Source organism: Natrarchaeobaculum aegyptiacum (genome assembly GCF_002156705.1).
In the GTDB taxonomy this organism is placed as follows: domain Archaea; phylum Halobacteriota; class Halobacteria; order Halobacteriales; family Natrialbaceae; genus Natrarchaeobaculum; species Natrarchaeobaculum aegyptiacum.
In genome coordinates, this window is record NZ_CP019893.1 from 859,035 (window position 1) to 878,206 (window position 19,172).

The window sequence follows — 19,172 nt, forward strand, 5'->3', positions numbered from 1 at the left end:
GATCACCGCCGTGACCGGTCGTCGTCTGCCTCGGTCGGATCGTCCACCGGCACTTGCTCGAGCGCCTCGGAGACGATCTCCTCGGCGTCGCGCTCGCGGTCGGTCGTTCGGATCCGGTGGGGGAAGACCACCGGTACCTCGACCTGGAGGTCGTCGGGGACGACGTAGTCGCGGCCTTCGAGGGCGGCCCGCGCCTGCGCGAGCCGGAGCAGCGCGATCGTCCCGCGTGGGCTGACACCGATGCGGGCGTGCTCGCGGGTGTAGCCGGCCAGCCGGGTCGCGTACGAACGAACGGGCTCGGACGCGGTGACGGTCCCGACTGCTTCCCGCGCGCGGACGAGCGTCTCCCTGTCGACGACCGGCTCGAGCGACTCGATCGGGTGATCGCCGACGGTCCGTCCGAGGAGGTCGACCTCGTCGTCGGGATCGGGATAGCCGAGGTGGAGTTTCTTCGCGAAGCGGTCGAGTTCGGCCAGCGGGAGTTCGTAGTTGCGTGTCGGTTCGACCGCGTTCTGGGTGGCGATCACGACGAAGGGATCGGGGAGGTCGCGGGTCTCGCCGTCGACGGTCACCTGTGCTTCCTCCATCGCCTCGAGCAGCGCGGCCTGCGTCTTGGGGGGTGCACGATTGATCTCGTCGCCGAGGACGACGTTCCCGAAGACGGGGCCGGGCTGGAACTCGAACTCGCGGCTGCGGTCGTCGAAAACGTTGACGCCGGTGACGTCGGTCGGCAACAGGTCGGGCGTAAACTGGATTCGGCTGAACGTACAGTCGACCGAGCGGGCGATCGAGCGGGCGAGCATGGTCTTCCCGACGCCGGGAACGTCCTCGAGCAGGACGTGCCCCCCACCGAGGAGGGTCGCGACCACGTGGTCGACGACCGACTCGTTGCCGACGATTACACGCGAGACGTTCTGCTGGATCGCCTCGCCGACATCGGCGACGGTATCGATCGGGAGGGTAGCGGGGTCGTCTCGCCCTCGCCGATCGTCAGCCAGATCGGTCGAGGAGGACGGATCGAGGTCACTCATCGCTGCCCGGGAGCGGATGGTGGTTCGACTGATCGATCGAATGCGGTCCCACGAAGGCGGCTCATACGTCCGAATGGTCGGTCGCGAAACATAGGTGTTGTGTCAGGTGCGATCAGCGTCGTCAGATCCTGCAAGACGCGCGTGCGAGCGTCGGGAGTCTTCCCACGCCGGGACGGAAGTGTGTTTGCCACCCGGCAACGGCCCAGCGTGCGCTCGGACGTGGAATCGCAAGCAGTCGTCGGGACACTGGCGTCAGGCAGCCGGGGAAATTCGACGTCCCAGCCGCGTCGCTACGCGGCTGACAATCGGAAAACGATACCCCTTCTGAATCGACTTACAGTCGCTCGAGATTCGTCGCGCGCGGGCCCTTGTCGGCCTGCTCGATGTCGAATTCGACCTCCTGACCCTCTTCTAGGTCCGGACCACCGACGTCTTCCATGTGGAAGAAGACGTCCTCGTCCGCGTCGTCAGTCTCGATGAAACCGTAGCCGCCAGTGTCGTTGAAGAACGCGACCGTACCTTTCGCCATTGCACGCTAACAGAACCACGTTAAAGATATAAATGTTCGGGAGGCGGACTCCTGCACCGGACGTACGTACAGCGATCGGCCGATTCGGTGGGTCGGAGCGGTGCCAGTGGCGACGGAATTGTGGCGGACGAACTCGAGGACCGTGTCAGATTCGTCACCACAGCTACGACACCGTCGTCGCCCTCTCTACCGAAAAAGCAGGCCGAGTGCCCCGGGGTCGTACGGAAGACTTCGTCTTCCGTGACGACGAGACGCCTCCGGCGTCTCGAACCACTTGCCCCCAAGGCGGTTCACCACTGTTTACACGATGGGCAGACGTACTCGCCGTCGTCGTGCCAGACACGTTCGGTCGGCTGACCACAGGTGGCACACTCGTAGTCGCCGCGAGCGAACGTCGTGGTCGGTGTGTCACCAGCACCAGCGTCTCTGTGGGCCGGTTCGGATGGTGACTCGTCGCCTGCCACCTCGTTCACCCTCTCTTCTGAGAACGCATCGTCTGCCCCTCCGTTCTCGAGGTCACTCGCAGAATCGAACCGGTCGTCGGGAGTTCCGACTTTCGCCCGGTCGTCGCCACTGTCTCGATCGTCGCCACCGCCCTCACTGCCTTCACCGTTCGATTCAGACGACGCGAAATCGGTGAGCGTCGTATCCTCAGTCACGCTCGAGGGTAGACGTCGCGACCGTATAGATCCTGTCGGCTCGCGTGCGGTCGCTCGGGCGGTGTTCTCCCCCGGGTTCTGCGCGCCCGCGCCCGACAGACCGGCACCGCCAAGTACCACCACCGTCAACGCCCGACCATGGAGAGCGCTATCGCACTGAACGTCCTGGTGGACAACATCGTCGAGATGAACGAACACTTCGGCAACGTGGCGGCCGGTGACGGAGCCGCACCCCTGCTGGTCCTCGTCGGGACGATTCTCGTTATCTTCAGCGTCGCCGTCTTCGGCGGCCTCACCCTCGGTGCAGTCGGGAGCCTCTTTACCTCGAACTGAGACAGACCCGTTTCAGGCCCAGCCGTTCTCACGCAGAGTCAGCCAGCTCGAGCGCTTCGCTCGCCCGTTCGATGGCGTCCTCGAGGTCCGGTCCCAGCGGCGAGCCGACGACGATGCCGTCGACGTGCTCGAGGGCCGCCTCGAACCGCTCGGCGACCGTCTCGGTCGTTCCGGCGATGCAGAACGCGTCGATCATTGCGGGCGTGACGTGGCCGAAGGCGTCGGTCAGGTCACCACGCTCTAGGGCCTCGCTCACCGCCGAGGCCGCTTCCCGGTCGATATCGTGACGCTCGAGGACCGGCTCGGCCGCGCCGCCGACGATGAACGCGACCGGTGGGCGGGCCGCCTCGCGGGCTTCGTCCTCGTCGGCGGCCACGCTGACGCTGGCGAACGCGAGCGCCTCGAACGGCCCGTATGAATCGGGCCGGTCCGCGAGTCCCTGCTCGAGCTGGCCGGCAGCCCACTCGAGGTCCCGCGGATGGGCCGCGTTGATCAGCGTGCCGTCGGCGTGCTTGGCACTCATCCGGAGCATATGCGGACCCTGTGCGCCGACGTAGACCGGAATCTCGCCGTCGGGCTCGAGGTTGAGCGAGGCGTCTTTTGCGGTGAACGTCCCGTCGTGAGTGACGGTCTCGCCGTCCCAGAGATCCTGTGCGAGTTTGAACGTCTCGAGGACGCGCCGGAGCGGCTTGTCGTGGTCGATCCCGAGGTTTGCGAGCGAGGAACGATCGCCGGCACCGACGCCGAAGACGCCACGGCCGTCGCTGACCTCGTCGATGGTCGCCGCCTGGGCGGCGAGTTTCACCGGGTGGCTCTCGTATGGGTTGACCACGCCCGGCCCCAGCCGGATCGAGTCGGTCTCGGCGGCCATCCGCGAGAGCGCGACGAACGGGTCGCGGTTGAAATAGTGGCTACTCGCGAAGGCGACGTCGAAGCCGACGTCCTCGGCTCGAGCCGCGAGGTCGGCGACCCGGTCGGGGTGGTGTTCGGGTGTGAGTTCGATCCCCCACGTCGGCCCATCGCTTGCGGAGTCGTCGCTCATCAGTGCTCACCCCCCTCGAACGCCCACTGGCGAAGCGCCTGCCTGATCAGGTCGTCCTCGACAGGTCGGAACAGTTCGTCGCTCTCCGGCAGGTCGCCGAACTCCCAGTCGCGGATGGCCACGGCGGGAACGCCGTCGGCCCCCTCGCCGGTCACGAGATTGGCCGCGGCGGCGAGTTCGTCGACCACCGACTGGACTGTCACGCCCAGTTCGCGGCCGTCCCGGTCGGGCTCGCCTCGCCAGTCCCGGCTCGCGGCGATTCCCGCCCAGCCGATCGCGACCCCGCGCTGGCCGTGGCGAAACGGTCTCCCACACGTGTCGGTGACGATCACCGCGACGTCCTCGAGCCCGTGCTCTTCGAGGCCCGCACGAATCCGCTCGGCGCTCTCGGTCGGCCGCCGCGGGAGCAACAGCAGGTCGTGGCCTGGCACGTTCGACCGGTCGATCCCCGCGTTGACGCAGATGTGGCCGAAGTGTGTCTCGGTGAGCATGAACGGACACTCGATCAACAGTTCGGTACTCTCCTCGAGAACCGCCTGCGCGAATCGCGGATCTTTCTCCTCGCCCGTGACCGCACCGATCCGGTCGGCGAGTTCTCGCGCGCGACCGCTGACGGGGTACTCTGCGAGGTTCGCCGTCCGCCCCTCCGCCTTCGAGACGACCGTGCTCGCGACCGTGAGCACGTCCCCCGGCTCGAGGGTGGCCCGATCCGCGACGAGCGCGGCGAGATCGTCACCGGGACGGATCTCGGGCAGATCCGTCACTGGCTCGAGTTGCATACTCGAGGGTAGGCTGGCGACCTGAAAAGGACTCCGTCACCGGATAATGAAGTCGGGGTCTGGCCGACGTCGAGCGACCGGTTTCGTTTCACATAGACTGGCGTTCGGACTCGAGTTCGACGTCGGCCGAGCTACAACCACCACGAAAGCCCCTGCCCCGCTCGAGCAGCCGCGTAGCTTGGCCGATCAGCCGACACGGGTGGGAATGAAAGGGGCTGGCGTGCTCGCTGAGCGAAACGACGCACGCACCGAAGCGAAGCGAGGCGCGCAGCGAGGTGCAGGCAGCGAGCACGCCAGGGGCTTTCGTGGTGTGCAAACCAGATCACCACCGGGCGTCACATGATCAGACGACAAAAAGGACGAGGACCACTGGCTTTTTGCGGGTGGGCTGGGAGCGCTCTGCCATGACTCTGGACCCCGTCCACTTCGACGGCATCGCGGGGCTGGCTCGCCGGATCGACCACGGGGCCGACGAGCGAGACCGGCGGGAGTTCGCCGAGACGGTCTGGGCGCAGTTCCTCGAGCCCCTGCGGGACGGCGACGGCCGACCGATCCTCGAGCCGGTCGCCGACCGGTCCCGGATGCTGGTCGACTGCGAGGACGCCGCCCTCCAGGAGCCGCCGTTTCCGACCGTCAACGGCCTCGACGCGGGAACGATCAACCCGACGACGTTCCGCAACGGACTCGTACTCGACGTCGCCCACGCCGCGATGAGCGCCACGCCGAGTGACCTCGAGCTACATCGCTCGCGGACGGCCGTGATGACGGTCCACTCGAACGACGAGACGGCCCACGTCCACAACGACGACTGGGAGACGTTCGACGAGGGAAAGAGCAAGCGCCGGGCGTTCGCCGTCGGCGACGTCGACCGGTTCGCCGAGGGCGTCGTCCACGCGCTCGCACTCTACCTCGCCGAGAGCGAACACGCCCTCGAGCACGCAGCCCAGGTTCGAGACCTGCTGATCCTCGACGGGCCGCTGTACCCCCGCGGCCTGCTTCGGTGGGCCGACCAGCACGAGGACCTCCGGGACTTCCTGCTCGAGGACCCGCGGCCGACGACGGTCCTCGAGAACTACGTCCGACTGGTCGAGGACTTCGCCGATCGGGGCGTGCCGCTCGTGGGCTTCGTGAAGAATCCGGCGACGCGGCTGATCACTCGGACGCTGAAGGAAAACCCGGAGATCGATGTCAGCGCCCCCTGGAGCGACGACGCCGCGCTGTTTACCCGCCTGCTCGAGCGCGGAGAGTTCGTCGACGACGTCGAGGGGACCCGGTGGGAGCGAAACACCGAGGCGCTGACCTACACGAACTGGTTCCACTCCCGCGGTGGCGTCGATCGACCGCTATCTGGCGACGGCGACGCCCTCGGGGTCGACCGTCGGCGGCCGCTCGAGGACTACGAAGTGACGTTCTTCGTGCTCTACGACCCGCGGGACGACCTGCTCTACCGCGTCGAGGCCCCCTACGCGTTCACGCGCGATCGCGACCTCCGCGAGCGCCTCGCGATGGCCGTCGTTCAGGAGGTCGCCGTCGCCCACGGCCCACCGACGATCGTCGAAAAGGCAGACGAACTGGCGCGAATCAGCCGGTCGGAGAAACGGTCACTGCGGAACCGACTCGAGACGGAGTTCGACTCGAGTCAGCGCCGAACCTACGACGATCACCGCTGGGACCAGTCGCTGTAGAAGGATACATGAGCTGGCTTCACCGCGACTCGAGTTCGGCGTCCTCGAGCAGTTCGATCTCGACGTCCGGTTCGTCGATTCCGATGCGTGCAAACTGGGTCCGGACGTGTTCTTTCGCGGCGTCGACCGCCTGATCTCGAGTTTCGAACCCGCGAGGCATCGGCGACTCGAAGGCGATGTTTACCTCGCGGTCGTCGATCTGCTGGACGCTCCCGCCGCTTTCGACCTCGTAGAACTCGTCGCAGATCCAGACGTAGGGGGCGTCGTCGTCGGGCGAGCCGCTGAACTGGGGCGGCTCCTCGCCGCGCTCGAACAGCGTCCCGGTAAGCTCCGTCCCGCCGGCGCGGCCGCGTACCATGAGCATTTCTCTGGCCGAGCTAGGGTGGCGAGACCCAAAAACCCGCTGCCGTGATTCAGCGTCGCACAATCCCACGGTCCGGAGTAGTCGACGACCAGTACGTGGAGGTGGGTACGGCTCGACGTGCGACTCGAGATATCGGTGCGTTCGTCGACCATCAGCGATTTGCGGAACGTTCGGGGCGAAAGCCTCGCGCTTCAGCGCGCGGAGAATGTCAATCTGCGACGTGTTGCTGAATACAGGGCACGTATCGCTCACGAACTGATTTGTCACTCGAAGCCTGAACGACAGTTGTGTCCGAAGATCAAGTCATCTACGAGTCGATTGGGGTAATCCGAACGCCTTTCGAATCACCAGATGGAATGCCGATTCAACCGGTTGGAGATGCCGCTGTAGAGGGGACCGTGGAACTGAAGGAAGCGTATTCGGATGGAGTGAAAGACCTCGATGGATTCACGCATTGTATCTTGCTGTATCACTTTCATGCGTCCGACGATGCTGCTCCGCTGGAGGTTGAACCGTTCCTCGATGACGAACCGCGCGGAGTCTTTGCGACGCGAGCGCCGCAGCGTCCGAACCCAATCGGCCTCTCTGTCGTCGAAATAGAATCCATCACAGATGGAGACGTGACCGTCAACGGCATCGATGTCGTCGATCAGACACCAGTGCTAGATATTAAGCCATTCGTTCCCGACTTCGACGTTCCAGCTGACGCGGATACTGGGTGGCTCACCGCCTCGAAGTCAACGATTCGATCGAAGCAAGCTGACGAACGGTTTCTTTGAGAAACTCACACCTCGAGTTGATCACGCCACTCCTGATAGGAGCTACGCACCGACTCAAAAGAATTCGGGCGCTCAACGATTCTTGTCGAAGGCCTCCACTGCATCCTTCCCAAGGTCGGTGAAATACATGCGGTAGTACATGTACGAGCCGAGCAGTAAGGCACCGAGACTCGCTGTGAACCACCCGATGCGAGTATCCGGTACCCACGCTCTCGGCGGCCCAGTTCTGACTGGTTCTTCCGGGAAAATCGACGGGAACCGGGAAAGCAAAACCGGTTCAACGACTACCATCAGGAACGCGCCGATTAGCACCATCACGACAAACGTCTCACCGAGGAACCGGCGGGTGCTTTCATGCCGGAGAAGTTCCTTTTGTCGTTCTTTCATTCTTGCGTCTGTTCGCTCTCAACTTTTGATTCTTGCGTCTGTTCGCTCTCAACTCGGGATTGTGACTTCCTCCCCACCCTGCTCGCTCACGACTGACGCCGTTCGCTCCTCGAGGGTAGCGTGAGACCGGAGGTCTCACGGATCATGCGAACGGGCGCTTCGCGCCCGTGAGCAGATGGGGCTTCCTGTTTCCACGACGTTGTCAGACTACGTCTGACAGCCCGTGAGATGTAATCTCACGAACGCGCTTTGCAGGAACCGAATCGGTTCCCGCAGGGAGCGCAGTCTCCGCAGGCGTTCGAAAATCACATAGTGATATTCGAACGATCCATCTACTGGCCGACTGGTTCACCTGACCTGGGTTGGAATCGAGCTAAATGGACGCTATACAGATCCGCTGTATTCTGCAGCCAGCTTTCGACAGCCACTGGAGAGATCAACAACTGCTTCAGAAACTACCGAGCCTGCCTCATCGTTTGTCAGCGACCGCTGAGAGAATACGCGAACGGCTCTAGAACAACTCAGACATAGTCGATCGAAAGCGGCTCGGAGGAAAGTCCTCGTCACACGGGGCTCGGAGGGGGTAACACGTCGTCACAGCCGCCACCTGACGTAGGCACTCGAGCGGTTTTGGTCTGTCGCTTCGGCTTCGGCCCCACTCACGCTCACCCGCGCGCTACTGGTCGCGCCAGCCCTCGAGGGCGCGCAACTTCTCGGCCACCGTCGCAACATCGCTCGGCTCGATCACGCCGTCCTCCGTGACGATTTCGGCCACGCAGTCTGCGGGCGTGACGTCGAACGTGGGGTTCACCACGTCGACCGCGGCCTCGCCGTCGTAGACCGCCTCGCGGGAGCCGGACTCGAGGTTGACTCCCTCGCGCGTGGAAATCTTGTCGCTGGCGGCGACGACGGTGACGGGAACCCCCGCGCTATCGGCGGCGATGGCGGCCGCACGGGTGCCGGTCTTGTTCACCACCGAGCCGTCGGGCTGGATTGCGTCGGCACCGACGACGACGCGGGAGACGGCTTCGCGGCCGAGCACGTGGGCGATCGCGGCGTCGGTGCAGACGGTGATCGGTGCGTCGACGGTCGATACCGAGGCCAGCCGTTCGGCAACGTCGATCCCCTCCCGCGCCGGGCGGGACTCGGCGACGTAGATCCGCGAGGGGGCCGCTCGCTCGAGGGCCGCGAGCACGGTTCCGGATCGCGAGAGCGTCAGGACAGTCCCGTCGATGCGGTCGCTCGCGGTTGTGGCGGCCTGCTCGTCGGCGTCGACCGCGCGGTCGATTGTCTCGAGGGCCACCGTGAGAACGGCCGGTGCGTCGGCGTCGGCCGCCCCCTCTCCGGAACCAGCCTCGGACTCGGCCCTGCCCATCACCCGGTTCACGCGATTGCGCAGGACCGCCATCGCGGGCCGGGCCTCGAGCAGTCGTCCAGCCAGTGCGGCCAGTTCCTCGCGTTCGCCCGCCGGATCGGCGCGGTACTCGGCGCGCTCGCTGACGAGCAGGCCCGCCCGGTCGCGCAGCACCTCGAGTGCGCGGATCGAGAGCCACGCTGCGCCGTGGGTGTCGTCAGCGGTGATCGACCGAACCGTGGGTGCGACGCGCTCGTAGGCCGTCCAGAGCGCGGGCACCGTCTCGCGGTCGGCCCACGCCTCGTGATCGGGGACGTCGGTCGCCACGTCCGCGGGGAATCGACTCGCCAAGATCGCAGTCGGCGAGACCCACTCGAAGGCGTCGTGTTCCTCGCTTACCTCTATCTCGCGGGTGTCGACGTCAACGAGGTACGGGTGGACGACCCACGAGCGCTCGAGATCGGGGTCGTCGAGCTCGACGGGCCGACCGGACCGGACGACGTCGGCTGGGCTGACCTCGAGGCCGGTTTCCTCGCGGATCTCGACGAGTAGCTGGTCGTCGGGCTGGCCCTCGGCGAAGCCGGAGACGCCGCCCCACTGGCCGCGGTAGGTGCCGACGGCGTCGCTCCGGCGGAGCAAGAGGACCTCCCCACGATATCGGAGGAAGGCCGTGACGACGTGATCCGAGTCGCTCGCGTCCGATCGATCGGTCATGGAGTGAGCAACGTCGAGGGGTGAGGAATCGCTTTCGGGACCCACTCGCCGGCGATTGCGAACGGCCATCGTGACCGGGACGGTCGGTACCCACACCCGGGCGAGTGGGTGACCGATACGTGCCCGCCGTCTCACAGACGAGTCAACGAGTGACCGGCAGGAACACAGGCGAGGCCGAGACTGGAGAACCGGCCGTAGGATTCCACCGGGAGCGACGAGTGAACGGCGGTCGGACCGGATCGTGCCGGGGCCATCGCTCTGACTCGAGGCTGCAGGTAACAACACTGAGTACGATTCGTATCGCAGACAGGACAATGAGGATTCGCGTCGAGTGGCGCCGCAGTCTGAATCTCACCGGGTCGGTGCTGAAGTGGCTGGCGCTCCCGCTGTGTTTTCCGCTCGTGTTGGCGGCCTACTACCGGGAGCCGGTCACTCCCTTTCTGGTGGCAATCCTCGTGACGCTGGTCGTCGGTGTGGCGTTCGAACGGCTCGAGAGCGAGGGGCAGCTGGGGCCGCGTGAGGCGTTTCTCATGGTCGCACTGACCTGGTTTCTGGTTGCGCTCGTCGGGGCGATTCCGTTCGTCGTCGCCGGCCAGGGGACGATCTCCCACCCGGTCAACGCTCTGTTCGAGTCGATGAGTGGGCTCACGACGACGGGGGCGACTGTGCTCCGGGATTTCGACGCCCACGCCCGGTCGATCATGATGTGGCGTCAGCTCATCCAGTGGCTCGGCGGGCTCGGCATCCTCATCCTCGCGACGGCGATCCTCTCCCAGCTGTCGGTCGGTGGCGCACAGCTCATGGAGAGTGAGACCCAGTACCAGAACGTCAACCGGCTCACGCCTCACATCGAGGATACCGCACGCCTGATCTTGCGGCTGTACGCCGGACTGACGGCCGTCGCCATCGCCGTCCTCTACGGGCTCCATCTGCTCGGCCTCGCACCGAACATGACGCTGTTCAACGCGGTCGCACACGCGTTCACCAGCGTCGCGACAGCCGGCTTTTCCCCCGAACCGCTGAGCCTCGAGGCGTTCGAACCGATCGTCCAGTGGGCGGTCATGCCGTTTATGATCCTCGGTTCGACCAGCTTCGTTCTCATGTACTTCGTCCTGCAGGGCAACGTCTCCCGGCTGCGCGAGAGCGAAGAATTACACTTCTACCTCGGAAGCATCGTCGTCTTCGCCGCACTGGTGTTTACGGTGCTGACGGTGACGGAGAACCCGACCGGGAACGGCATTCACGACACCGTTCGCCAGTCGCTGTTCAATGTGATTTCGATCGTCACCACCACGGGGTACGCTAACGCCGACTTCAACCAGTGGTCGCCGTTCGCCAAGCATCTCCTGTTCATGTGCATGTTCCTCGGCGGGATGGCCGGGTCGACGACCTGTTCGATCAAGTCCCTCCGGTGGCTCGTCGTACTGAAGGCGTTCCGACGCGACCTGTTCACCGCGGCTCACCCCGAAGCGGTCCGGCCGATCCGTCTGAGCGGTCGCGCCGTCGACGAGGGAACGATCCGGGACGTCTACTCATACACGCTCGTCGCCGTCGTCGGCGTATTCCTCGTGACCGTCCTGATCGTCATCGACGGTGCCCGAACTGGCCTCTCCCTCGTGGGCGACTTCGGCGAGTTCGAAGCCCTCGGCGCGGCCGCCTCGACGTTCCTCAACATCGGCCCGGCGTTTGGACCCGCCGGCCCCTACGGCACTTACGACGTCTTCCCGACGACGACCAAGGCCGCGATGATCGTCGTGATGTGGGTCGGCCGTATCGAGATCATCCCCGTCCTCGTCCTGCTCACACCGTCGTTCTGGCGGTCCTGAGTGATCTGGTCGGACCGGTTCGAGCCGATACTACCTCGAGCGCCGGCCGCCCCCACCCGAATTGGTACTCGAGTCCGTGTGAATAATTATCAGAAGGCGTATGTATCGCTGTGCGGAGACCTCGAGTAGATCCGATGGCATCCCGACGGCGGACGACCTCCGACGACGTCGACGCCCAGCCCGAACCGATCAACTGGCGCCAGTCCGGTGCTGCCGTGACTCTCTACGACGAGCGGAACCCCGACGCCTGGGTCCGAATGGAGTTTCAGGCCGGTGTCCCCCCAGAACATCGGCTGTTCATGATCTGTCCCGACTGCGGGGCTGTATTCGCCCAGCGGTCGACGCCCGGAACCGGATCGGCCTGTGGCGACTGTGGAGCGACGTTCGAGCACGAGTGATCCACGACACGCCGACCCCACGGACAGCGATTCGCGACACGCGAGTGTCGCTATGATCTCGTGAACCGTCGGGTAGAGACGATTCAGGGGTCCGTCCGATCGGTTTTCACGCGGTAGGCGAGGTAAATCACGCCGAGAATGATCACGGGATAGACCAGTGCAGCGAGATACCACCCGAGTCCCATATCGGTGCTCGCGTACGACCAGTACTGGTCGTTTCGATCGTTCCCATCCAGTGAGTATCCACGACGACATCGAGCCACCAGCGGAGCCGAGATCGAGCAGTCCTCGAGACGCGGTTCGAACGAAGATGACACTCCTGCGAGCGACAACGACAGCTAGTTAGGACCCGGTGGCGACCCCTCGCACATGGACGGAGCGCTGATCATCCTCGACGGCTGGGGCCTCGGAAACGGCGGCCGGGACGCCGTTGCCGCCGCCGACACGCCAAACTTCGACCGGCTCGCTGCGGCCGGCGCGTACGGCACGCTCGAGGTCGCGGGCAGACGCGTCGGTCTGCCGGAGGGACAGATGGGCAACAGCGAGGTCGGCCACCTCAACATCGGGGCCGGCCGGGTCGTCTACCAGGAGTATACTCGTATTTCGGATTCGATCGCCGACGGCTCGTTCCGCGAGAACGACGCGGTCAACGCGGCGTTCGACAACGCCCTGGAAAACACCGTCGGACAGGAGTCCGACGAGCCCTCGCTCGGTGACGCTCGCGAGAACGACGGACGCGTCCACTTCGTCGGCCTCGTCAGCGACGGCGGCGTCCACGCCGACCAGGAGCACCTCCACGCGCTGATCGAACTCGCTGCCGACCGCGGCGTCGAGACGGTCACCCACGCGATCACGGACGGTCGGGACACCTCGCCCACCGGCGGGCGGGAGTACCTCGCGACGCTCGAGGACGTCGTCGACGAGCACGGCACGGGCCACGTCGCAACCGTCACGGGCCGGTACTACGCGATGGACCGCGACCAGAACTGGGAGCGGACGAAGCGAGCCTACGACGCCATCGTAAATCGTGAGGCCGACCACGAGGCCGACTCCGCGCTCGAGGCCGTCGAGGACTCCTACGATCGGGACGTGACCGACGAGTTCGTCGAGCCAACGCGTATTTCTGGCCAGCCTGCACTCGCAGACGGCGACTCGGTCGTCTGGTTCAACTTCCGCTCGGATCGCGCCCGTCAACTCACGCGGCTGCTGGCAGACATTCGCCCCGAGGACTGGGCCGACGAGTTCGAAACTGATCCCCCGGACGCGGAGGTCGTGATGATGACCCAGTACGACAAGACGTTCGACCTGCCGGTGGCCTACCCGCCGAGCCAGCCCGAAAACGTCCTCGGCGAGGTGCTGGCCGACGCCGGGAAGACCCAACTGCGGATCGCCGAATCCGAGAAGTATGCCCACGTCACCTACTTCCTGAACGGCGGCCGCGAGGTCGAGTTCGACGGCGAGATTCGCGAGATCGTCGAGAGCCCGGACGTGCCAACGTACGACGAACAGCCGGCAATGAGCGCTCCCGAAGTGACCGACACCGCCATCGCAATCACCCAATCGGAACACCCGGATACCCTCGTGCTCAACTACGCCAACCCAGACATGGTGGGCCACACCGGCGACTACGACGCCGCCATCGAAGCCGTCGAGGCCGTCGACGAACAGCTCGGTCGCCTCGTCGAGACTCTCGAGTCCCACGGCGCCCACGTTTTGATCACCGCCGATCACGGCAACGCAGACGACATGGGCACCGAAGACGACCCTCACACCGCCCACACGTACAACGACGTGCCCCTGATCTACCTCGACGGCGAGGGCGGCGACGGAGGTCGCACCGTCCGCGAGGACGGGACGCTCGCCGACATCGCACCCACATTGCTCGAGCTGATCGGCGTCGACCAGCCCGCCGAGATGACCGGGGAATCGCTGCTCGAGTAGCGACTGCCCTGCAAACGCGGGACTTACAACGAGACCTCGAGCGTCTGCTCGCGACTCGAGAGACCAGTGACTGTCAGCACGAGGTCGTTCGGTCCAGTCCGCTCGACGTCGATGCGTCCCGTAAACGAGGTCTCCAGTCCCGTAATCATGCTGTCGACGTCGGTCTCGAGGTCGGCGCTGGTGTCGATGGCACAGACGCCGATTCCGTCTCCGCGGCGCAGCTCCGTCAGGAAATTCGTGTTCAGGAACCGGTAGACAGAACGGGTGTCGTCGACGGCTGCCGTGATCGTCGAACAGAGGAAGATACCCGACCGAAAGCGCGGGTGGACCTGCTGGGAGGCAGCGACCAGGTTCGAAAACTGCATTCCGAGCGTCGTCAGGTCCCCGATGTCGTCGACCGTTTCGATCTCGTCACCGCGTGCAGGTCCATTCGAGGCGAGTACGAGCGTCCGAGCGCCGGCCTCCCGTCTGACTGCATCGATGTTCCGCTGGACCGTCATGCCGTCGCTATTGGTCGCGAGAACGACGCTGCGTTCGCCGTCGTCTGCTGCGACGAGTCGATTGAAAACGCCACGAAGCGCATCCGCATCAGCTCCCGTTAGCAGGATCGATTCGCCGCTGTCGATGTCGTCGATCGGCAGGTCCGCAACCGCAAACCTGTCGGCGCCTGTCGCGTTCTTACTCATTGGCTTGCCCCCTCGACGGTCGCTCGTCCAGCATCGCGGAGTCGCTGGCGAAGCTCCAGAATCTCCATTACCGTGTCGGCGTACTGTTGTAAGGTCTCACGCTCTGGCTCGGTGTACTGGCGAGGTTCGTGATCGAGAACACAGACCTGCCCGATGACCTGACCGTTCGGCGCAGTCATGTTCGCGCCCGCGTACGAGACGATGCCGAGATTCTGAAGCTGGTCGTTCTCGGAAAACCGAGAGTCGGCAGTGATATCTTCGACGACCATCACGTCCTCCTGAAGCATACTGTGGGTGCAGATGGTATCTTCACGGGTCAGGGACTCCCAGTCGGCACCGGTACAGGCGAGGAAGTTCTCCTCCTCGGCTTCGATGAGGCCGACGAACGAGACCGCGACGTCGAAATGATCGGCAATCAGATCGGTCAGCCGGCCGAAACTGTCCTCGATCGGGAGTTCGTCGACCTCGTAGCCAGCGAGTGTCTCGAGTCGCTCGTCCTCGTCCGAAGGACGAAGGAAGCTCACCTGGGCGCTGTGCTCGATCACGTCGTTCACGACGAACTCGAGACGCTCGGCCGCGTCGGGAAGCCCCCGGTTCAGGTACTCGACGATCGATTCCTCGGCCGACGTCGTGTCGATCTCTCCCGGTGGAACATCCGTAAAGAGGACGCAGGGTGTCTGGGGAGCGTGCGCGCGAATCGTCCGAACGACGTCCATCCCGGTTCCGTCGGGAAGGTCGTAGCCCGTGACGACACAGACGACTGCTTCGTTCTCGAGGATCGACGCGACGTCGTCAGTCGACGTGGCCTCTATGGCCCGTAACTCGTCACTGGCATCGATGGTCTCGACGACGGAGTCGACGCGACCTTCCGAGTCCACACAAAGAACTGTTCGTGTCACCCGTCACCGTTTCGAGAACTGTAGGATATAAAGCGGGGCCAACAGTGCTGGGTTCCGTTGGCGGTGGCGTTGTCGACCGGATGGAAAAGAGAGGTAGAATTATGAGCATTGCGCCGGAATCACCGCCAATGAGTCAACAGAATACGGTTCAGGCCGGTGAACGAAAAGAAGAGGTCAAGCGAGCGATGTACATCCTGATCGTGTGGACGCTCGCGGTAGTTACCGCAGGAATCTTCATGGTCCTCCTTGCCGATCCGTTCGCGGCGATCTTCTCGTAACTGACGTAACTGGCTGTGAGTCTTTGCTCTGTTCGGCTCGTTTCGTTCGTTTCGTTTCAGTGCAGCCACGAAGCACTCACGCGTAGTGTGCCTCGAGATAGTCGACGATCGCGTCACTCACGTACATCGCCTCCTCGCGACCCGAATCGACGAGGTAGGGAATCTGGGCCTCCCCGCCGACTTGCTCGAGTATCGCGTTCGTCCGTTCGTTGCACACCTCGTCGTCGGGCGTCCGCGGGTTGTGAACCACGTACGAGAGCCCGAGTTCGGTCAGTTTTTCGCGAACCGATTCGGAGTGCGGACAGCCTTCGGCCTGGTAGAGTTCGAGCATCGATCTGACTTGGCCAGTCCGAGGGATACGTGTTGAGCGCGCACTGGAACAGCATCAGGATGGCGTCGACGCCGGCCGCTCAGGGTAACTCGTAGCGCTCACCGTCGACGGCGAGTGGGTCCTCGAACGCTTCCTCGACTGGATAGTAGTGAGCGACGTGAACGAGCCGCGTCCGGTCCGCGTTCAGGTCCTCGGCCAGCGAGAGGGCTCCTTCGCGGGTCATGTGTTTGGTTCCGAACGTCCGCGGGACGCCGTCGTCGTCCTCGTGCCGACCACCGATCGGGTGATATTCACAGAGGTGCGCCGGGACGATGCCGTCGGCCAGCAGGAGGTCCGGGTCGGCGAGAACCTCACGCGAACGTTCAGGAACCGCGTAACTCGTATCACCCGAGATCGACAGTTTCGAACCCGTTTCTGGATCTTCGATGGCGACGCCGTAACACAGCAACGGCGGGTGTTCGACCGGGACCAGCGTCACGTCGAACCCGCAGATCCGGACCGGCTCGAGCGGCGGCGTCGGACGGACGTCGATCACGTTGAGGTAGTAGTAGTCCTCGACGATCGACTGGGCGACGCTGCGGCCGGTCTCGGGGTCGACCTCGTTCGCCGCGTAGACGTCGATGGAGTCGAACACGCGAAAGACGTTCCCAAGGCCGTCGAAGTGATCGAAGTGGACGTGCGTGACGACGGCCGCGTCGGGGAGCGGGACCTCCTCGCGCAGGAACTGGTGGCGAAAGTCCGGACTGAAGTCGATCAGCAGCGACTCGCCGCGGCGCTCGTTCTCGACGTGGATCGAAAACCGCGTGCGCTCGAGGCCCTCCTCACGGGCCCGTTCGCAGGTGTCACAGTCACAGCCGACCGTCGGCGTCCCCGTCGTGTCGCCCGTCCCGAGGAGGGTCACGCGCACCGATCGTCACCTCCGCGACGGTCGAAACCGTTGGCTCCGTCGACGTCACCAGCCCGGTTCGTTCCGGCGACTGCAGCCGACCGCGTACTCGGAGCGCCGTCCATCACTCGGTCCCTTCATTCGCACCCATCAGTTAAGGGTGTTCCCCGTCAGTGCGGACGGTTTTGCCGGTGTCGCCGAGCGTCAGCGTCACCGAGCCACGTGATCGAAGACCGTGACCGGCGCTGCGACCACGCGATAAGTCAAACCCGAGTTTGAGTCACGCGAGGAATTAGGTACGCGTAGCCCGAACCGACTGTCAACCGACCGACTCGCCATGTCCGGACTCCTCCCGACGACCACAGACGCGACGACCGACCGCTCGGGATCGCCCGCACTGCTGTGTCTCGAAGACGACCGCACCGACGAGATTCTCGATGCCCTCTCGTCTGACACCGCTCGAGCGATCTTTCGGGCACTGAACGAGCGACCGCGCTCGGCCGCCGCCCTCGCAGACCACCTCGAGATGTCGATCCAGCGTGTCAGCTACCACCTCGACACTCTCACCGAGATCGGCCTCATCGAGGTTGCAGACACCTGCTATTCGGAGAAGGGCCGTGAGATGGACGTCTACGCCGTCGCCGAGGAACCGCTCGTGATATTTCTCGGCAGCGAGAACGACCAGCCCGGACTGCGGATCGCGCTCAAGAACCTCGCAGTCGCGGTCGGCCCCGTCTCGATCCTGATCGCGATCTGGGAGACGCTCGCCCGATTCGTCGGTTCCGACGGGGCTGCCTGATCGTCAACAAGCGTCCGCCGATCGGTTCTCAATCCCGGCGAACGTATCGCCACGCTTATGGATTCGGACGGCGGCCTCTCGAGTCACACGTGAGCGTCGACCGGGTTCGAACGCGCGAAGACACTGATGGCTGTGCCTGTCTCGAGTGTCGTGGCGTTCGATCGGTCGCGACGCGGCGGGGGCTCGGCGACGTCCTCCTGTGGTCGATCGGGTTGCTCCGCACCCGGCCGTCGATCGTCGTCGTCTTCCTCGGGCTGGCGGCGCTGCAACTGGTCGGGACGATTGGATCGGTCTGGGTCGGGTTCGCTGTCGCCATCGTCTCCTTCGTTGGATCGCTGTTCGCGCTCTGTTACGTGGCCACACTCGCCGGCGGCGAACTCCTCGGCGAACGCTATCCCGTCGGAACCGCGATTCGGTACGCTCTCAGGCGGTTGCCCGCAGCGGCGACGATCCAGATTGGGGTGCTGTTCTCCATGATGCTGGCCATCTTCGTCATCTTCCTGGGCTCGATCACGGTCGTCCTCTCGGGAGATCTCCGCGTGCTCGTGGCCGGTGCGGTCGTCCTGCTCGTCCTCCTGATCGTCTTCGTCGTCGTCGCAACCAAATTCGTCCTCGCGACCACCGCTGCCGTCGTCGGCGGCTACGGGCCGCTCAGATCGCTCCGGGTGAGCTGGCGGCTCGTCTCCTTCCGTCGCCGGACGACCATCCTGCTCGTGGGCCTGCTCGTCGTGCTCCCGGCAAGTTACGGCATCGCCGAACTGGCGACCGTCACCGACCCCTACCCCGTGATCGGCAACGACGCCGTCCGGTTCGGCGTCCAGGCCGCCAGCACCGTCACAACGTTCCTCTCCTCTGCGGTCACCATCGCCGTCTTCACCCACGTCTACGTGCAAGGCGTCCTCGAGTGAGGGCGACGCTCGAGTTCTGGCTCGGTCCGAGACTGTGGTGATCGCTCAGTACAGTCGAGATAACGATCAACTTAATGGTGTGGGTTGGGGTGGAATATCCGGCCCGCCGTCGGCGGTGGGTTGTCCCTGCGCTGTCGGATTCACTCCCGCCCTGTTCGCTCCTCGGTTCCGACAGTGCGTCGGAACACTCGTCACTCACGGGAAGAGCGGGATTCTCTCCTCGTAGGAAGATAGGCCCTGATCGTTCGCCGTCTCTCACCAACAGAGACAGGCTGTCACTCCCGAATCTGGGATCGACACCGAAAGGTCTCCGACCTACGGCCAGCTCGCTGGAAGCTCGCTCTGGTGGTCGACGAGCAACTCGACAAGTGGCGCGATCTCGTCGAAGCGCGGCCCACACGTAATTGTCTTCGAATCGGGGTTCCACTCGATGAAGCCCGCCTCGTCGAGCTTCGGGAGGTGAGCATGGTGTAACCTCACCAGGACCCCCTCACGTCGCTCGTCACTGGTGACGGCCCCTGAAGTGATTCAGCACGACTCGAGCGAGCAGAGAACAGTTCGAAC

General features: G+C 64.6%; 22 protein-coding genes and 1 pseudogene. 9 read left to right on the forward strand and 14 right to left on the reverse strand.

The features are described 5' to 3' along the window. Positions 1 to 2: 2 nt before the first annotated feature. The 3 genes from B1756_RS04295 to B1756_RS04305 form a co-directional block, all read right to left on the reverse strand. Positions 3 to 1,031 carry an AAA family ATPase gene (locus tag B1756_RS04295; protein ID WP_086887435.1) on the reverse strand — a complete coding sequence of 343 codons (1,029 nt, stop codon included), beginning with the start codon at positions 1,029 to 1,031 and terminating at the stop codon, positions 3 to 5. A 334-nt stretch (positions 1,032 to 1,365) separates the two neighbouring features. Then, positions 1,366 to 1,560: a cold-shock protein gene (locus tag B1756_RS04300; protein WP_086887436.1), complete on the reverse strand. Its 195-nt coding sequence runs from the start codon at positions 1,558 to 1,560 to the stop codon at positions 1,366 to 1,368. A gap of 290 nt (positions 1,561 to 1,850) precedes the next feature. Next, positions 1,851 to 2,219 (reverse strand): DUF7573 domain-containing protein, encoded by a 369-nt coding sequence (locus tag B1756_RS04305; protein WP_086887437.1) that lies wholly within the window; start codon positions 2,217 to 2,219, stop codon positions 1,851 to 1,853. Positions 2,220 to 2,357: 138 nt separating this feature from the next. Here B1756_RS04305 and B1756_RS04310 point away from each other — a divergent pair, with 138 nt between their 5' ends. Beyond that, complete coding sequence (locus B1756_RS04310) at positions 2,358 to 2,552, forward strand: DUF8024 family protein (RefSeq protein ID WP_086887438.1); 195 nt, start codon at positions 2,358 to 2,360, stop codon at positions 2,550 to 2,552. Positions 2,553 to 2,580: 28 nt separating this feature from the next. On the opposite strand, the gene B1756_RS04315 is transcribed toward B1756_RS04310, so the two are convergent. Continuing rightward, positions 2,581 to 3,594 (reverse strand): 5,10-methylenetetrahydromethanopterin reductase, encoded by a 1,014-nt coding sequence (locus tag B1756_RS04315; protein WP_086887439.1) that lies wholly within the window; start codon positions 3,592 to 3,594, stop codon positions 2,581 to 2,583. Then, positions 3,594 to 4,373, reverse strand: coding sequence for a coenzyme F420-0:L-glutamate ligase (locus tag B1756_RS04320; RefSeq protein WP_086887440.1), 780 nt, complete (start codon positions 4,371 to 4,373; stop codon positions 3,594 to 3,596). Before B1756_RS04320 ends, B1756_RS04315 begins: the two co-directional genes overlap by 1 nt. A 404-nt stretch (positions 4,374 to 4,777) precedes the next feature. Between B1756_RS04320 and B1756_RS04325 the strand changes: the two genes are divergently transcribed. Beyond that, on the forward strand, positions 4,778 to 6,058 hold the full coding sequence (locus B1756_RS04325; protein ID WP_086890038.1) for a DNA double-strand break repair nuclease NurA: 1,281 nt from the start codon (positions 4,778 to 4,780) through the stop codon (positions 6,056 to 6,058). A 19-nt stretch (positions 6,059 to 6,077) separates the two neighbouring features. On the opposite strand, the gene B1756_RS04330 is transcribed toward B1756_RS04325, so the two are convergent. After that, positions 6,078 to 6,422, reverse strand: a complete 345-nt coding sequence (locus B1756_RS04330; RefSeq protein ID WP_086887441.1) for a DUF7113 family protein — start codon at positions 6,420 to 6,422, stop codon at positions 6,078 to 6,080. A gap of 287 nt (positions 6,423 to 6,709) precedes the next feature. On the opposite strand from B1756_RS04330, the gene tsaA reads away from it, so the two are divergent. Further along, the gene (gene tsaA / locus B1756_RS04335; RefSeq protein ID WP_086887442.1) at positions 6,710 to 7,201 is read left to right on the forward strand and encodes a tRNA (N6-threonylcarbamoyladenosine(37)-N6)-methyltransferase TrmO; all 492 of its coding nucleotides are present in this window, start codon (positions 6,710 to 6,712) and stop codon (positions 7,199 to 7,201) included. A gap of 72 nt (positions 7,202 to 7,273) precedes the next feature. On the opposite strand, the gene B1756_RS04340 is transcribed toward tsaA, so the two are convergent. The 3 genes and pseudogenes from B1756_RS04340 to B1756_RS04345 all read right to left on the reverse strand — a co-directional run bounded on the left by B1756_RS04340 (position 7,274) and on the right by B1756_RS04345 (position 9,656). Further along, positions 7,274 to 7,588 carry a hypothetical protein gene (locus tag B1756_RS04340; RefSeq protein ID WP_086887443.1) on the reverse strand — a complete coding sequence of 105 codons (315 nt, stop codon included), beginning with the start codon at positions 7,586 to 7,588 and terminating at the stop codon, positions 7,274 to 7,276. 135 nt (positions 7,589 to 7,723) lie between these two features. Next, positions 7,724 to 7,913: pseudogene (locus B1756_RS20195) on the reverse strand (hypothetical protein); the annotation flags it as partial. Between the two features lie 351 nt (positions 7,914 to 8,264). Beyond that, positions 8,265 to 9,656: an eIF2B alpha/beta/delta subunit family protein gene (locus tag B1756_RS04345; protein WP_086887444.1), complete on the reverse strand. Its 1,392-nt coding sequence runs from the start codon at positions 9,654 to 9,656 to the stop codon at positions 8,265 to 8,267. Positions 9,657 to 9,970: 314 nt separating this feature from the next. Between B1756_RS04345 and B1756_RS04350 the strand changes: the two genes are divergently transcribed. From B1756_RS04350 to gpmI, 3 genes are all read left to right on the forward strand, one after another. Further along, positions 9,971 to 11,482 carry a TrkH family potassium uptake protein gene (locus B1756_RS04350; protein WP_086887445.1) on the forward strand — a complete coding sequence of 504 codons (1,512 nt, stop codon included), beginning with the start codon at positions 9,971 to 9,973 and terminating at the stop codon, positions 11,480 to 11,482. Between the two features lie 134 nt (positions 11,483 to 11,616). Beyond that, positions 11,617 to 11,880 carry a hypothetical protein gene (locus B1756_RS04355; RefSeq protein WP_086887446.1) on the forward strand — a complete coding sequence of 88 codons (264 nt, stop codon included), beginning with the start codon at positions 11,617 to 11,619 and terminating at the stop codon, positions 11,878 to 11,880. 369 nt (positions 11,881 to 12,249) lie between these two features. Continuing rightward, entirely contained in the window at positions 12,250 to 13,821 is a 1,572-nt protein-coding gene (gpmI, locus tag B1756_RS04360; RefSeq protein WP_086887447.1) for a 2,3-bisphosphoglycerate-independent phosphoglycerate mutase, read from the forward strand. Between the two features lie 23 nt (positions 13,822 to 13,844). Here the strand turns inward: gpmI and B1756_RS04365 are convergent, their stop codons facing one another. Together B1756_RS04365 and B1756_RS04370 are read right to left on the reverse strand one after the other, a co-directional pair. After that, positions 13,845 to 14,507 carry a hypothetical protein gene (locus B1756_RS04365; protein WP_086887448.1) on the reverse strand — a complete coding sequence of 221 codons (663 nt, stop codon included), beginning with the start codon at positions 14,505 to 14,507 and terminating at the stop codon, positions 13,845 to 13,847. Beyond that, the gene (locus B1756_RS04370) at positions 14,504 to 15,385 is read right to left on the reverse strand and encodes a GAF domain-containing protein (RefSeq protein ID WP_228434468.1); all 882 of its coding nucleotides are present in this window, start codon (positions 15,383 to 15,385) and stop codon (positions 14,504 to 14,506) included. The genes B1756_RS04365 and B1756_RS04370 overlap by 4 nt, the downstream gene beginning before the upstream one ends. Positions 15,386 to 15,534: 149 nt before the next feature. Here B1756_RS04370 and B1756_RS19330 point away from each other — a divergent pair, with 149 nt between their 5' ends. Then, complete coding sequence (locus B1756_RS19330) at positions 15,535 to 15,684, forward strand: hypothetical protein (protein ID WP_161493144.1); 150 nt, start codon at positions 15,535 to 15,537, stop codon at positions 15,682 to 15,684. A 76-nt stretch (positions 15,685 to 15,760) separates the two neighbouring features. Here the strand turns inward: B1756_RS19330 and B1756_RS04375 are convergent, their stop codons facing one another. After that, positions 15,761 to 16,015 (reverse strand): glutathione S-transferase N-terminal domain-containing protein, encoded by a 255-nt coding sequence (locus B1756_RS04375; protein ID WP_086887450.1) that lies wholly within the window; start codon positions 16,013 to 16,015, stop codon positions 15,761 to 15,763. 79 nt (positions 16,016 to 16,094) lie between these two features. Further along, positions 16,095 to 16,922, reverse strand: a complete 828-nt coding sequence (locus B1756_RS04380; protein WP_086887451.1) for an MBL fold metallo-hydrolase — start codon at positions 16,920 to 16,922, stop codon at positions 16,095 to 16,097. A gap of 316 nt (positions 16,923 to 17,238) precedes the next feature. Here B1756_RS04380 and B1756_RS04385 point away from each other — a divergent pair, with 316 nt between their 5' ends. Together B1756_RS04385 and B1756_RS04390 are read left to right on the forward strand one after the other, a co-directional pair. After that, a complete protein-coding gene (locus tag B1756_RS04385; RefSeq protein ID WP_086887452.1) occupies positions 17,239 to 17,700 on the forward strand; it encodes an ArsR/SmtB family transcription factor in 462 nt (153 codons plus the stop codon). A gap of 89 nt (positions 17,701 to 17,789) precedes the next feature. Further along, positions 17,790 to 18,608, forward strand: a complete 819-nt coding sequence (locus B1756_RS04390) for a DUF7847 domain-containing protein (RefSeq protein ID WP_086887453.1) — start codon at positions 17,790 to 17,792, stop codon at positions 18,606 to 18,608. Between the two features lie 315 nt (positions 18,609 to 18,923). Here the strand turns inward: B1756_RS04390 and B1756_RS19335 are convergent, their stop codons facing one another. Next, positions 18,924 to 19,136 carry a DUF7344 domain-containing protein gene (locus B1756_RS19335; RefSeq protein WP_422656511.1) on the reverse strand — a complete coding sequence of 71 codons (213 nt, stop codon included), beginning with the start codon at positions 19,134 to 19,136 and terminating at the stop codon, positions 18,924 to 18,926. Between the last annotated feature and the right edge of the window lie 36 nt (positions 19,137 to 19,172).

Coding starts and splice junctions, on each gene's coding strand:
- B1756_RS04295 (WP_086887435.1), bottom strand. CDS start 1,031: ATGAGTGACCTCGATCCGTCCTCCTCGACCGATCTGGCTGACGATCGG.
- B1756_RS04300 (WP_086887436.1), bottom strand. CDS start 1,560: ATGGCGAAAGGTACGGTCGCGTTCTTCAACGACACTGGCGGCTACGGT.
- B1756_RS04310 (WP_086887438.1), top strand. CDS start 2,358: ATGGAGAGCGCTATCGCACTGAACGTCCTGGTGGACAACATCGTCGAG.
- B1756_RS04315 (WP_086887439.1), bottom strand. CDS start 3,594: ATGAGCGACGACTCCGCAAGCGATGGGCCGACGTGGGGGATCGAACTC.
- B1756_RS04320 (WP_086887440.1), bottom strand. CDS start 4,373: ATGCAACTCGAGCCAGTGACGGATCTGCCCGAGATCCGTCCCGGTGAC.
- B1756_RS04325 (WP_086890038.1), top strand. CDS start 4,778: ATGACTCTGGACCCCGTCCACTTCGACGGCATCGCGGGGCTGGCTCGC.
- B1756_RS04330 (WP_086887441.1), bottom strand. CDS start 6,422: ATGCTCATGGTACGCGGCCGCGCCGGCGGGACGGAGCTTACCGGGACG.
- B1756_RS04340 (WP_086887443.1), bottom strand. CDS start 7,588: ATGAAAGAACGACAAAAGGAACTTCTCCGGCATGAAAGCACCCGCCGG.
- B1756_RS04345 (WP_086887444.1), bottom strand. CDS start 9,656: ATGACCGATCGATCGGACGCGAGCGACTCGGATCACGTCGTCACGGCC.
- B1756_RS04350 (WP_086887445.1), top strand. CDS start 9,971: ATGAGGATTCGCGTCGAGTGGCGCCGCAGTCTGAATCTCACCGGGTCG.
- B1756_RS04355 (WP_086887446.1), top strand. CDS start 11,617: ATGGCATCCCGACGGCGGACGACCTCCGACGACGTCGACGCCCAGCCC.
- gpmI (WP_086887447.1), top strand. CDS start 12,250: ATGGACGGAGCGCTGATCATCCTCGACGGCTGGGGCCTCGGAAACGGC.
- B1756_RS04365 (WP_086887448.1), bottom strand. CDS start 14,507: ATGAGTAAGAACGCGACAGGCGCCGACAGGTTTGCGGTTGCGGACCTG.
- B1756_RS19330 (WP_161493144.1), top strand. CDS start 15,535: ATGAGTCAACAGAATACGGTTCAGGCCGGTGAACGAAAAGAAGAGGTC.
- B1756_RS04375 (WP_086887450.1), bottom strand. CDS start 16,015: ATGCTCGAACTCTACCAGGCCGAAGGCTGTCCGCACTCCGAATCGGTT.
- B1756_RS04385 (WP_086887452.1), top strand. CDS start 17,239: ATGTCCGGACTCCTCCCGACGACCACAGACGCGACGACCGACCGCTCG.